The following is a 12,630-nucleotide window of genomic DNA, read 5'->3' as shown; positions in this document are numbered from 1 at the left end:
GTCTGCTGCGGGCGCCTAGAGCAATTCCAGGAAAAGTGTGAGCGGTTTTCCGTCAGGAGTTGCGTCAAAACAAAGAGTTAGAGCGGTTCGCCGTTTCCATGAAACGGTGAAACGCTCTAGCGGTCGAGCAATGCCTGCAGGGTCTCGATGCGGTCGGCCTCGTTGGCCGGCTTGTCCCATCGTAGCCGTGAAATGCGGGGAAAGCGCATGGCGACGCCGGATTTATGCCGGGTCGAACGGTTGAGCCCCTCGAAGGCGACTTCCAGCACCAGGCCGTTGTCGCGGTCGGCGCGCACCGAACGCACCGGCCCGAAACGCTCGACCGTGTTGTCCCGGACATATTTGTCGATCTGCTTCAGTTCCTCGTCGGTGAAGCCGAAATAGGCCTTGCCGACCGGCACCAGTTCCTCCTCGCCGTCGGCCCCGGACCAGACGCCGAAGGTGTAGTCGGAGTAAAAGCTCGAGCGCTTGCCATGGCCGCGCTGGGCATACATCAGCACCGCGTCCACCGTGTGCGGATCGCGCTTCCATTTGAACCACGGGCCTTTCGGCCGGCCGGCGACGTAGGGCGAATCCCAGCGCTTCAGCATCACGCCTTCGATGATCGGGTGCGGCGGCGCGCGGCGCAGGGTCTCCAGCGCCTGCCAGTCCGCGAAGGCGACGAAGGGCGACAGGTCGAAACGGCTCGGGTCGAGCGTTTTCACGAAGGCTTCGAGGCGGCCACGCCGTTCCCGGAACGACAATGTGCGAAGGTCTTCGTCGCCGATCTGCAGCAGGTCGTAGCAGCGCATGAAGGCCGGATATTGCTGCTGCATCTTCGGCGTCACCGTCTTGCGGTTCAGCCGCTGTTGCAAATCGGAGAAGGTTCCCGTCGCCTCTCGCGGATCGCCGACAAGCAATTCGCCGTCGAGTGTCGCGGAAAAATCCATGGCGTCGGCAAGGTCGGGAAAGGCGCCGGAGACATCGTCGCCGGTGCGCGAGTAAAGCCGGCGGATGCCGCCTTCCGCCACCGCCTGGACACGGATGCCGTCCCATTTCCATTCGGCCGCATAATCCGGCGGATCGAGCTTTTCGAGATCGCCGTCGCCGACCGGGTTCGACAGCATTACCGGGCGAAACAGCGCCAATGCCGTGTTCCGGGGCTTCTCAGCCTTGCCCTCCAGCCACGCGAACAGCGCCGCGTAAGGTGGCGACAGGCCATGCCAAAGCTCCTCGATCTCGGCGACGTCGACCTTGCCGAAATCGGCCAGCGCCTGTTTGGCGAGCCGCGCCGAGACGCCGATGCGCAGGCCGCCGGTGACCAGCTTGATGATGGCAAAGCGCGCCGAGATGCCGGCGCTGTCGAGCAAGCTGGCCAGAACCTTAGGTCCGTCGGAGCGGCTTGCCGCCTGCAGTCTTGCCACGACCTCGCCAAGCGTCGGCTCGCGGTTGGGGATCTTGCCAGGCGTCTGCGGCCAGACCAGCGACACCGTCTCGGCGAGATCGCCGACATAGTCGTAGGAATAGCCGAACAGCACCGGGTCCATGCGTTCGGTGACCAGCGTGCGCAGCATCGCCGGCTTGACCGCCGCTATATTCAGATCGCCGGTGATGGCGGCCAGCGCCAGCCCGCGATCCGGATCCTCCACGGTGCGGAAATAGTCGACCAGCAGCGTCAGCTTGCCGTTGCGCGACGGCGTCAGCACCAGGCGGTCGAGGAGTTCGGCGAAGCGGTTCATGCCCTCAATCGCCCTCGTCCTCATAGCCCACCAGATGCAGTGGCTTTGCGGCGATGCCTTCCAGCTCGCACCAGCGCACCAGCGCTTCCTCGCGGCCATGCGTCACCCAGATTTCCTCGGCGCCGGTCTCCTTGATGGTGGCGATCAGTTCGTCCCAGTCGGCATGGTCCGAGATGATCAGCGGCAGCTCGACGCCGCCTTGCTTGGCGCGCTGACGGATGCGCATCCAGCCCGACGCGAAGCACGAGATCGGGTCTGGGAAGCGCCGCGCCCAGCGGTCGGCGAAGGCCGATGGCGGGCCGACGACGATGGCGCCGGCAAAGTCCCCCTTGCCGCCGTCCACTGTCGCCGGTTCGAGTGTCCCCAGATCGATGCCTTGGCTCTGATAGTACTCGCTGAGCCTGGCCAGCGCGCCATGGATGTAGAGCGGCTTGTCATAGCCGGCGTCGCGCAACAGCCGCATCACCCGCTGCGCCTTGCCCAGCGCATAGGCGCCGACCAGATGCGAGCGCTCGGGAAACTGCGCCGCCGATTTCAGCAGACGGGCGATCTCTTCGGTGTCGGGTGGATGACGGAAAACCGGCAGGCCGAAGGTCGCCTCGGTGATGAACACGTCGCAGCGGATCGGCTCGAACGGCGCGCAGGTCGCGTCCTTCCGCCTCTTGTAGTCGCCGGAGGCGACGATGCGCATGCCCTGATGCTCGACCGCTATCTGCGCCGAACCCAGCACATGGCCGGCTGGGTGGAAATTGACGCTCACGCCATTGAGGGCAATCGTCTCGCCGAGCCGAGCCGCTTGGGTCGTTCCGGCAAAATCCTCGCCATAGCGCAGGCCCATAATGTCGAGCGTCTGCTGCGTCGCCAGCACCGAGCGGTGGCCGGAACGCGCATGGTCGGAATGGCCGTGCGTGATCAGCGCCCGGTTCACCGGCCGCACCGGGTCGATGAAGAAGTCGCCTGGCGGGCAATAAAGGCCCTCGGGCCGGGGATGAAGCAGGTCGCTGGCGCGCATGATCCCCAAGATAGGATACAATTCCGCCACGGGAAGTCTGTTGCCACGGACTGCTGACTCCAGCATACAGCACCATCGGCCTCATGCGCCGATAGGACCCATGACATGAAACCGCTCCAGGCCTCGTCCGGCGACTTGAACGCCGATCGCCGCGCCGATTATGCCGAAATGCTCCATGCGGATGGCGATCACGTCGCTGCGGCGGAACTGCTGCTCGGGGCACTCGAATTGACACCGCAATGGGCGATGGGCTGGTTTCGTCTCGGCGAAATGCAGCAGGCGGCGGGTGCATCGGATCTGGCCGCACAGGCATGGAGGGTGTCGCTGCAACTCGATCCGACGGATCGTCAGGGTGCCGCGCTGAACCTGCAATTGATCGGCAAGGCGCCGGTGTCCGACGTGCTCCCCAGCGCTTTCGTCGAGACACTGTTCGACCACTACGCCGGGAGCTTCGACGAATCTCTGGTCGACAGGCTGGGTTACCGGCTGCCTGAGGTGCTGGATCAGGCCATTCGAACGGCAAGGCCGGGTCGCTTCCCGCTGGCGCTCGATCTCGGCTGCGGCACCGGCCTGATGGGGCAGAGGCTGCGGCCGATTGCCGACCGGCTCGAGGGCTATGACATTTCGACCGGAATGCTGAAACGGGCGCGGGCCAAGGGCGTCTACGATTTCCTGGGCAAGGCCGATCTGCGGAATTTTTCCTATGCCGGCCCGAAAGCCGAGCTGGTGACAGTGGCCGACGTCTTCATCTATGTCGGCGCGCTCGACGGCATGCTGAAGACGATCGCCGGCTTGTTGGCCGGGGATGGCCTATTCGCCTTTTCCGTAGAGAAGTCGAGCGGCAGTGGCGATTTCGTGTTGCTGCCATCGCGCCGCTACGCGCACTCTGAAACCTATGTGCGTGAAACCCTGGCCGCCAACGGATTTTCGATCCTGTCCTTGGAAACAACCGTGATCCGGCAGGATCGTCGGGAGCCGGTCGACGGGCTGGTCGTTGTGGCCGGGAAAGTCCACGCAGCCTGAAGCATTCACAATCGGGCCAATGTGGTGATCCTTCCCAACCCCAAAGAGGTACTGCCCCACTTGTCTCGGTGAAGCTTCTGCTGCGAAAAAGCCCGAATCGCGTGCGCGGGTAAAACGGGGCGCGCGCGGAATATCAGGAGGGAGCATATTCGATGCGCTGGAACATAATGATCTTGGCCTCTTGCCTGGCAACAGCCGGCTGCGTCGGCAACTCGATGTCCGAGCGGCAGGACGCCAACATCGAGTCCTCCCTGCAGTACGACACCGTGCCATGCGATCAGTTGCTGGCGCAGCGCAACGGGTTGGCGCAGCAGAACAACCTTCCGGTGACCGCGAAGCCGACCTTCTACAATCCCGCGATGGGTTTCGGTCCGTTCACCCCCGATATGCGCTCCAAGGCCCAGCGCGATAGCGACAAGGCGGCAGGTGACATCGATGCCATGAACCGGTCGATAGAGCGGCGCGACTGCGGCAAGCCGGACAACCAGAAGGAGAAGTTAGCTCTGCCCGCTTGAAGATACGAAACAATCATTGGTCGAGAATTTATCGCAGGCAGCTGGGCTAGAGCAATTCCAGGAAAAGTGTTCAGCGGTTTTCCGCTCGGAATTGCGTCAAAACAACAAGTCTATGTCCTCGCAGGGGCACGATCGGATGAAACTCTCGGACCTTGGCGACCGGATCTGCATCCTGGGGCCGTCCAACAGCGGCAAATCGACCCTGGCCGTCGCGATTGCCCGCAAGCGTGGCCTGGAGCCCATTCACCTCGATCTGCTTCATCATCTGCCCAACACCGACTGGGAACCACGTCCAAAGGCCGAATTCATCGCCTTGCATGACGCTGCGATTGCCGGTGAGCGTTGGGTCATGGATGGAAATTACTCAGTCGGCATGCCGCAACGCTTTCAGCGGGCGACGGGATTGATCCTGCTCGATATCTCCACGCCGGCAAGTCTGCTGCGCTATTTCAGGCGAACCCTGTTCGAGAAGGAGAGGCGCGGAGCCCTGGAGGGCGGGCGCGAAAGCGTCAAATGGGATATGATCCGCCATATTGCCGTGACGACGCCGAAAAACCGCCAGAGATACCAGGCGATGTTCGAGCAGCTCGACCTGCCAAAGCTGCAGCTCTCCTCCGTGAGAGCAATCAAGCAATGCTTCCGGCAATGGGATCTGGCCGGGTAGGAATCCTGGCTAGAGCAATTCCAGGATAAGTGTGAGCGGTTTTCCGTCAGGAATTGCGTCAAAACAAGGAGTTAGAGCAGTTCGCCGTTTCCATGAAACGGTGAAACGCTCTAGGCTGTAGTGACAAATTAACGGCTTGGGATTCCCATCGCGAGGCAAATCAGATTCAAGGCTGACTTTTGGAGGTCGGCTTTGGAAGGTGAGGTTCTACGCGACGATCAGTGGGAGCAGATCAAGCGTTTTGTGCCGGGTGGGCGCAAGGGCAAGCGGGGTCCGCGTAGCGATGGTGGGCGCTTCTTCGATGCGCTTTTATGGATCGCTCGGTCAGGCGCGCGCTGGCGCGACCTGCCGGAGCGGTTCGGCCCATATCAGAGGGCAAAGCGACGTTACTACCGCTGGATCGAAGCGGGCGTGTTCGACCGGCTGTTCGAAGCCATCAGCAGGCATCCAGATATGGAATGGCTGATGATCGACGCGACCGTTATCCGCGCTCAGGCCCAGGCTGCTGGAGCCCGGCGTAAAAGGGGGGATCTGAAGCCCAGGCTCTCGGCCGCTCGCGTGGTGGGTTCGGCACCAAGCTCCATGCCGTCATAGATGCGCTCGGCCTACCGGTCCGCTTCGAGATCGGCCCCGGCCAGCAAAACGACATGGCAGCGGCCTGCGGTCTGATCGAGGGGATTGCAGCAGGCCAAGTGATCGCCGACCGCGCTTATGATGCCGATCGACTGCATGATGTGATCCTCGACCAAGGCGGTGAACCGGTCATCCCGCCGCGGCGCCATCGCAGATACCAACACAGCTATGACAAGATCGCCTACAAAAACCGCTGGGGCATCGAGGCCTTCTTTGCAAAGCTCAAGCAGTGGCGGCGCATCGCAACGCGCTACGACAAAATCGCCGCCAACTTCCTCGGCTTCGTCAAGCTCGCAGCCATCATCCTCTGGCTCAAATGATCAAATTGTCACTACAGCCTAGTATCCCGCCTTGCGGTCCACCAGATTGTCGAGCTTTTCGCCGCGCTCGAAGGCGTCCATCTGGCGCAGCATGGGCGGCACCAGGTGCATGGGATCGGAGGTCGCCGCGGCGTGCGGCGTCACGAACACTTTTGGATGGTTCCATAACGGGCTGGTCTTCGGCAGCGGTTCGACCTCGAACACGTCGAGGCTCGCCTCTTTCAGCGTGCCGTCATCCAGCGCCCGCACGATGTCGGCGTCCTTCTGCAAGCGGCCGCGTCCGGCGTTGATCAGCACCGAACCCCCGAGGCCGTTGCGCTTGCGCAATTCCTTCAGCACGCCGTAGTTGATGATGCCTTGCGTGTCCGGCGTCAGCGGCAACAGCACGACAAGGATATCGGTCGCCTTGAGGAAGGGGATCAAACCGGCCTCGCCGGAATAGGTCGCGATCCCTGGCATCGGCCGGTCGTTGCGTGACCAGCCATTGACGGCGAAGCCGAGCGACAGCAGCACCGAGGCTGCGGCGCGGCCGAGATTGCCGAGCCCCATAATGCCGACGGAAATGTCGCCGGCTGGCCTCTGCGGCGGCTCGTGCCAGATCTTCTTGGGCTGTTGCTGCCGGTAGAGCAGGCCCTGGCGATGATGATCGAGCACCCGCCAGACGACATATTCGGTCATGTACTGGGTGAGGTTGTCGGCGACGACCCTGACGATCGGCACGTCGGGCAGCCCGGGATCGGCGAAGATATGATCGACGCCGGCGCCGATCGAGAAGATGGCGCGCAGATTGGGCAGCGACGACAACAGGTTCGGCTTCTGCTTCCACACCACCGCATAGGTGATCGACGGATCTGTGGCGCCGTCCGGCTCCAGCACCACCTCGCGCTCGGCCGACAACAGGTCGCGCCAGCGCTGCGGATGAAAGCCGGTGACAGCAAGCAGGATACGGCCTTTTTCCATCGCGGTTCGTCTAGTCCCTCTTCACGCAGATTACTCGCTGACGATGCCGACCGGCGCCGTCTCTATCTTGAAGGCGGCCGAGATCAGTGCCCGAGTATAGTCGGTTTGCGGATTTTCAAAAATCTGCTGGGAAGGGCCGGCTTCGACAATCCTGCCATTGCGCATGACGATGACGTCGTTGGCAAGCGCCCGAATGACCTTGAGATCGTGGCTGATGAAGAGATAGGCGAGGTCGTACTTGGCCTGCAAATTGCGCAGCAGGTCGACGACCTGTGCCTGCACGCTCATGTCGAGCGCCGATGTCGGCTCGTCCAGCATGACGAAGCGCGGGTTGAGCACCATGGCGCGCGCGATGGCGACGCGCTGGCGTTGGCCACCGGAAAACTCGTGCGGGTAGCGGTTGCGGGTCTCCGGATCGAGGCCGACCTCCTTCAGCACGGCGGCCACCTTGTCGTCGCGCTCGTCGGGCGACAGCTTCGGCTCGTGGATCTTCAGCCCTTCCTCGATGATCTCGGCAATCGACATGCGCGGACTGAGCGAGCCGAACGGATCCTGGAACACGATCTGCAATTCGCGCCTGAGCGGCCGCATGGCGTTGAAGGTGAGCTGGTTGATATCGCGGCCGTTGAACTGGATGGTTCCGGTCGATGAGATCATGCGTGCCAGAGCCAGACCAAGCGTCGTCTTGCCGGAGCCGGATTCGCCGACCACGCCCAGCGTCTGGCCTGCGCGCACGGTGACATCGATGCCGTCGACCGCCTTCACATGATCGACGGTGGTTCGGAAAAACCCCTTCTTGATCGGGAACCAGACCTTGATGTCCTTGCCGGTCATGACAGGCTTGGCGGCATCATTGGCGGCCGGCGGCTTGCCCTTCGGTTCGGCCGCCAGCAAATGCTTGGTGTAGGCGTGCTGCGGGTTGGCGAAGATGTCCTTGGTCGGTCCGGTCTCGACGATCTTGCCCTTGGTCATCACGCAGACCCGGTCGGCGATCTTGCGCACGATGCCGAGGTCATGGGTGATGAACAGCATCGACATGCCCTTGCGGCTTTTCAAGCCCGCCAGCAGTTCGAGGATCTGCGCCTGCACGGTGACGTCGAGCGCCGTCGTCGGCTCGTCGGCGATCAGCAGTTCAGGTTCGTTGGCCAGCGCCATGGCGATCATCACGCGCTGGCGCTGACCGCCGGAGAGCTGGTGCGGATAGGCGTCGAGACGTTTTTCCGGCTCGCGGATACCCACTTCCTTGAACAAGGCCAAAGTGCGCGCCTTGGCCGGGCGGTCGGCCATGCCTTGATGCAGCTTCAGGATTTCGACAATCTGGTGCTCGATCGTGTGCAGCGGATTGAGCGAGGTCATCGGCTCCTGGAAGATCATGGTAATCTTGTTGCCGCGCACTTGCCGCAACTGCTTCTCGTTCATGGCCAGCAGGTCGGCGCCCTGGAACAGGATCTTTCCCGAGGGGTGGCTGGCCGTCGGATAGGGCAGGAGCTTCAGCACTGACAAGGCCGACACGGATTTACCGGAACCGGACTCTCCGACCAGTGCCACCGTCTCGCCCTTGGCGAGGTCGAAGGAAATGTGGTCGACAGCTATCGACTGGTTGCCGCCTTGGGTGAAAGCGACGCTGAGATCGCGGACAGAGAGCAGAATTTCGCTCATCTGAATGCCTTGCGCGGATCGAAGGCGTCGCGTGCGGCCTCGCCGATGAACACCAGCAGCGACAGCATCAGCGAGACGACGACGAAGCCGGAAATACCGAGCCATGGCGCGTTCAGGTTGCTTTGCGCCTGCTTCATGAGTTCGCCCAGCGACGGCGAGCCCGGAGGCAGGCCGAAGCCGAGATAGTCGAGCGAGGTCAGCATCGAGATCGAGCCACTGGTCAGGAACGGCAGGAAGGTCAGCGTCGCCACCATGGCATTGGGCAACAGATGCCGGAACATGATCGTGCGGTTCGGCACGCCGAGCGCCCGCGCCGCGTTGACATATTCGAAATTGCGGGCGCGCAGGAACTCGGCCCGCACCACGCCGACCAGCGCCACCCAGGAGAAGATCAGCATCAGGCCAAGCAGGATGAAGAAGCCGGGAGGCAGGATAGCGGAGACGATGAGCAGCAGATAAAGCACCGGGATCGCCGACCAAATCTCGATGAAGCGCTGAAACAGAAGATCGGTCCAGCCACCGAAATAACCCTGCATGGCGCCCGCGGCGACGCCGATCAGCGACGAGCCGGCAGTCAGGATCAGGCCGAACAGCACCGAGATTCTGAAACCGTAGATAAGCCGCGCCAGCACGTCGCGCGCCTGGTCGTCGGTTCCCAGCCAGTTCCAGTTGCCGACTATGCAGTCGGGATCGGCCGCCCCTTGTGGATACTGGCTGCAGCGCTTGTCGGCATCATATTGCCACGACGGCTTTGCAGGAGCGGCATCGGGGATCGCATTGTTGACGGTGCGATAGGAGTAGCGGATCGGCGGCCAGATCATCCAGCCATTGGCGTTGATCTCGTCCCGGATGACCGGGTCGCGATAATCGGTCACGGCATAGAAGCCGCCGAACTTCTCCTCGGGGTAGGCGACCAGCACCGGGAACAGGATCTCGCCCTTGTAGGAGACGAGGATCGGCTTGTCGTTGGCGATCCATTCAGAAAACAGCGAAAGACCGAACAGGACAAGGAAGATCCACAGCGACCAGTAGCCGCGCCGGTTGGCCTTGAAATTCTGCCATCGCCGGCGATTCAGCGGCGACAGCCAGGGCCGTTTGGCGCGTCTGGGCGTGTTCTCGACAACGGCTTCGGACATCAGATGTCTCTCCGCTCGAAATCGATGCGCGGATCGACCCAGGTGTACATCAGGTCGGACAGCAAGCCGACGAACAGCCCAAGCAGCGAGAAGATATAGAGATTGGCGAACACGACCGGATAATCGCGCGCCAAAACCGACTTGAAGCCGAGCAGGCCAAGACCGTCGAGCGAAAAGATGTTCTCGATCAGCAGCGAGCCGGTGAAGAAGGCCGAGATGAAGGCGCCGGGAAAGCCGGCGATGACGATCAGCATGGCGTTGCGGAAGACATGGCCGTAGAGCACCTTGCGCTCCGACAGGCCCTTGGCGCGCGCCGTCACCACATACTGCTTGCGGATTTCCTCGAGGAAGGAATTCTTGGTGAGCAGCGTCGTCGTGGCGAAGGCCGACAGCACCAGCGCGGTCAGCGGCAAGGTCATGTGCCAGATATAATCGACGATCCTGTCCGGCCAGGACAACTGGTCCCAATTGTCCGAAACGATGCCGCGCAACGGGAACCAGTCCCAGAACGAGCCGCCGGCAAACAGCACCATCAGCAGGATGCCGAACAGGAAGCCCGGGATGGCATAGCCGATGATGACGACGCCGCTGGTCCACATGTCGAACGCCGAGCCATCCTTGACTGCCTTGCGGATGCCAAGCGGGATCGAGATCAGGTAGGACAGGATGGTGATCCAGATGCCGAGCGAGATCGACACCGGCATCTTTTCGAGGATCAGGTCGAGCACCGAAATGTCGCGGAAATAGCTGTCGCCGAAATCGAACCGGATATAGTTCCACAGCATCATGCCGAAGCGTTCGAGCGGCGGCTTGTCGAAGCCGAACTGCTTTTCCAGCTTCTTGATGAACTCGGGGTCAAGACCCTGGGCACCGCGGTATTTCGAGCTGATATCGCCGGCCACATCGAAATTGCCACCGGTGCCGGCGTCGCCACCGCCGCCGCCGAGGCGATCGCTGCCGCCCTGGTTGGTCAGGCTGGCAATCACCTGCTCGACCGGACCGCCGGGCGCGAACTGGATCACAGCAAAGGAAATCGCCATGATGCCGAACAGCGTCGGGATCATCAGAAGGATGCGTCGCAGTATATAGGCGCCCATCAGGCTGCCGGCCCCGCGTGAACGGTCATGTCAGGCTTTGCCAATCTTTGCCGCCTTGCCCTTGTCGACCCACCACAGCGCTTCGACCGGAAAGCCGAAATCGGGTTTCTGCTCGGGAAAGCCGAACATGTCCCAATAGGCGCTTCGGTGATTCGCCAGGAACCAACTTGGAATCCAATCGCGCCGCGCGCGCAAGACCCGGTCGAGAGCGCGCATGGCAATTGTCAGGCTTTCGCGGTCCTTGGCGGCGCCAACGGTGTCGATCAGCGTGTCGATGGCCGGGCTCGATGTTCCCGGCAGGTTGCGCGAGCCCGATATGGTGGCGGTTCGCGAGTGGAAGAAGGTTTCGAGGTCGTCTCGGGTTGGCGTCGCCGGAAATGAGAACGCAACCGAGACGAGATCGTAGTCGAACGAATTCTGCCGCAACTGATATTGCGCGGCGTCGACCAGCCGGATCGATGCGTCGATGCCGATTGCCTTCATGTTTTCGACCCAAGGCGAATAGACCTGCTCAAAGGTTTCGTCGTCGACGAGAATCTCGGCCGATAGCCGGCCGCCCTTGTCGTTGACGACGAAATCGCCGGACCGTTTCCAGCCGGTCTCGGCCAGCAGCTTGGCTGCCTTGCCGAGCAGTTGGCGATCGCGGCCGGAGGCGTTCGAGACCGCCTGGGTCACCGCTTCGCCCAAGGCTTCAGGAGGAATCTGGTCACGCAGCGGCTCGAGCAGCGCCAGTTCCTCCGGCGACGGTGAGCCCTCGGCGCGGAAATCCGATTTCTCGAAGCAGGACTGCGAGCGCTCATAGGAGCCGTAGAAGAAATTGCGCCGCGTCCATTCGAAGTCGAAGCAGAGCCCGATCGCCTGCCGCACGCGCGGATCGCGGAATTGTTCGCGCCGCTGGTTGACGGCGGTGGCCTGCATGGCAGGCACCGTTTCGGCCGGGAATTCGTGCTTGGCCACCTTGCCGGCGGTAAAGGCCGGAAAATTGTACTGCGTCGCCCAGACGCGCGAGGTGAATTCCTCCCTGTAGAGGATTTCCCCCTTCTTGAAGGCTTCGAAGGCGACGTTGCGGTCCTGGTAGAATTCGACGCGGATGCGCTGGAAATTGTTCTGGCCGCGATTGACCGCAAGATCGTTGCCCCAATAGTCCGGCACGCGCTCATATTCGATCCAAGCGCCGGCGGACCAGCGCCCGACCTTGTAGGCGCCGCAACCGAGTGGTGGGTTCATCTGCGAGGAATCGAACGGATTGGCGGTGTAGAAGGCCTTCGACAGGATCGGAAAGACGACGACGTTGAGGATGGTGCGGGTCGTCTGCTTGCCCGAGAATTTGAGCTGCAGCGTGTTGGCGTCGATGGCGACCGCATCATCCAGATGCGTCAGCGGCAACGAATAATCCGGATGCCCCTTGTCCTTGAGCAACTTGAAGGTGAAGGCGGCATCCTCTGCCGTCAGCGGCGTGCCGTCATGGAAACGGGCCTGTGGGCGCAGTCCAAAGGTGAAGCTGTTGCGATCGTCGGAGATCGTGATGGTCTCGGCGATCAGCCCGTAGACGGCGTCGGACTCGTCGAGCGATCTCGCCATCAATTGGTCGAAGCACATCTCCAGACGCTGCGGTGCATCGCCCTTGGGAACGAAGGCGTTCAGCGTGTTGAAGGTGAGCGGGCTCTGGTTGGCGCCCCAGTTGGGAGGCAGGAAGTTGAAGGTGCCGCCTTGCGGTGCATCGACATTGACATAGTCGAAATGCGTGAAGTCCGGTTTGTACTTAAGGTCGCCGAAGGCCGACAGCCCGTGCAGTTTCACGCCGGTCGGGCTGGCGGCGAAGGCCTTGCCCGGCAGCAGCGCGGCGGCGGTCGCCGCGGCGCCGAGCGCCAGGAAGTCGCGACGAGGAAGCAT

The 12,630-nt window shown here is 62.3% G+C and carries 11 protein-coding genes; 4 read left to right on the top strand and 7 right to left on the bottom strand.

The window, feature by feature from the left end:
• Positions 1 to 116: 116 nt before the first annotated feature.
• A complete protein-coding gene (locus AC56QX_RS01845; protein ID WP_497113450.1) occupies positions 117 to 1,718 on the bottom strand; it encodes a cisplatin damage response ATP-dependent DNA ligase in 1,602 nt (533 codons plus the stop codon).
• Between the two features lie 4 nt (positions 1,719 to 1,722).
• Positions 1,723 to 2,730: a ligase-associated DNA damage response exonuclease gene (locus tag AC56QX_RS01840; RefSeq protein WP_497113449.1), complete on the bottom strand. Its 1,008-nt coding sequence runs from the start codon at positions 2,728 to 2,730 to the stop codon at positions 1,723 to 1,725.
• 105 nt (positions 2,731 to 2,835) lie between these two features.
• On the opposite strand from AC56QX_RS01840, the gene AC56QX_RS01835 reads away from it, so the two are divergent.
• From AC56QX_RS01835 to AC56QX_RS01820, 4 genes are all read left to right on the top strand, one after another.
• Positions 2,836 to 3,753, top strand: coding sequence for a class I SAM-dependent DNA methyltransferase (locus AC56QX_RS01835; RefSeq protein ID WP_497113448.1), 918 nt, complete (start codon positions 2,836 to 2,838; stop codon positions 3,751 to 3,753).
• Between the two features lie 152 nt (positions 3,754 to 3,905).
• A complete protein-coding gene (locus AC56QX_RS01830; protein WP_497113447.1) occupies positions 3,906 to 4,268 on the top strand; it encodes a hypothetical protein in 363 nt (120 codons plus the stop codon).
• Positions 4,269 to 4,404: 136 nt separating this feature from the next.
• Positions 4,405 to 4,932, top strand: a complete 528-nt coding sequence (locus AC56QX_RS01825; protein WP_497113446.1) for a P-loop NTPase family protein — start codon at positions 4,405 to 4,407, stop codon at positions 4,930 to 4,932.
• 192 nt (positions 4,933 to 5,124) lie between these two features.
• A protein-coding gene (locus tag AC56QX_RS01820; protein WP_497113445.1) for an IS5 family transposase occupies positions 5,125 to 5,885 on the top strand; the annotation gives its coding sequence in 2 pieces (ribosomal slippage) (positions 5,125 to 5,452 and positions 5,452 to 5,885; 762 coding nt in all).
• Positions 5,886 to 5,903: 18 nt separating this feature from the next.
• On the opposite strand, the gene AC56QX_RS01815 is transcribed toward AC56QX_RS01820, so the two are convergent.
• The 5 genes from AC56QX_RS01815 to AC56QX_RS01795 are packed head-to-tail and all read right to left on the bottom strand — an operon-like array spanning position 5,904 to position 12,630.
• A complete protein-coding gene (locus tag AC56QX_RS01815; protein WP_497113444.1) occupies positions 5,904 to 6,845 on the bottom strand; it encodes a 2-hydroxyacid dehydrogenase in 942 nt (313 codons plus the stop codon).
• 30 nt (positions 6,846 to 6,875) lie between these two features.
• Complete coding sequence (locus AC56QX_RS01810; protein WP_497113443.1) at positions 6,876 to 8,504, bottom strand: ABC transporter ATP-binding protein; 1,629 nt, start codon at positions 8,502 to 8,504, stop codon at positions 6,876 to 6,878.
• A complete protein-coding gene (locus AC56QX_RS01805; RefSeq protein WP_497113442.1) occupies positions 8,501 to 9,640 on the bottom strand; it encodes an ABC transporter permease in 1,140 nt (379 codons plus the stop codon). The genes AC56QX_RS01810 and AC56QX_RS01805 overlap by 4 nt, the downstream gene beginning before the upstream one ends.
• The gene (locus tag AC56QX_RS01800) at positions 9,640 to 10,737 is read right to left on the bottom strand and encodes a microcin C ABC transporter permease YejB (RefSeq protein ID WP_475453724.1); all 1,098 of its coding nucleotides are present in this window, start codon (positions 10,735 to 10,737) and stop codon (positions 9,640 to 9,642) included. The genes AC56QX_RS01805 and AC56QX_RS01800 overlap by 1 nt, the downstream gene beginning before the upstream one ends.
• A 30-nt stretch (positions 10,738 to 10,767) precedes the next feature.
• Complete coding sequence (locus AC56QX_RS01795; protein ID WP_497113441.1) at positions 10,768 to 12,630, bottom strand: extracellular solute-binding protein; 1,863 nt, start codon at positions 12,628 to 12,630, stop codon at positions 10,768 to 10,770.

This window comes from Mesorhizobium sp. RCAM 06353 (assembly GCF_059683585.1).
This window is presented reverse-complemented; position numbering and strand designations above follow the sequence as displayed.

Excerpts from the sequence above, each read along its gene's own strand:
- AC56QX_RS01845 (WP_497113450.1), bottom strand. The coding sequence starts at position 1,718 with ATGAACCGCTTCGCCGAACTCCTCGACCGCCTGGTGCTGACGCCGTCG.
- AC56QX_RS01840 (WP_497113449.1), bottom strand. The coding sequence starts at position 2,730 with ATGCGCGCCAGCGACCTGCTTCATCCCCGGCCCGAGGGCCTTTATTGC.
- AC56QX_RS01835 (WP_497113448.1), top strand. The coding sequence starts at position 2,836 with ATGAAACCGCTCCAGGCCTCGTCCGGCGACTTGAACGCCGATCGCCGC.
- AC56QX_RS01830 (WP_497113447.1), top strand. The coding sequence starts at position 3,906 with ATGCGCTGGAACATAATGATCTTGGCCTCTTGCCTGGCAACAGCCGGC.
- AC56QX_RS01825 (WP_497113446.1), top strand. The coding sequence starts at position 4,405 with ATGAAACTCTCGGACCTTGGCGACCGGATCTGCATCCTGGGGCCGTCC.
- AC56QX_RS01815 (WP_497113444.1), bottom strand. The coding sequence starts at position 6,845 with ATGGAAAAAGGCCGTATCCTGCTTGCTGTCACCGGCTTTCATCCGCAG.
- AC56QX_RS01810 (WP_497113443.1), bottom strand. The coding sequence starts at position 8,504 with ATGAGCGAAATTCTGCTCTCTGTCCGCGATCTCAGCGTCGCTTTCACC.
- AC56QX_RS01805 (WP_497113442.1), bottom strand. The coding sequence starts at position 9,640 with ATGTCCGAAGCCGTTGTCGAGAACACGCCCAGACGCGCCAAACGGCCC.
- AC56QX_RS01800 (WP_475453724.1), bottom strand. The coding sequence starts at position 10,737 with ATGGGCGCCTATATACTGCGACGCATCCTTCTGATGATCCCGACGCTG.
- AC56QX_RS01795 (WP_497113441.1), bottom strand. The coding sequence starts at position 12,630 with ATGCTTCCTCGTCGCGACTTCCTGGCGCTCGGCGCCGCGGCGACCGCC.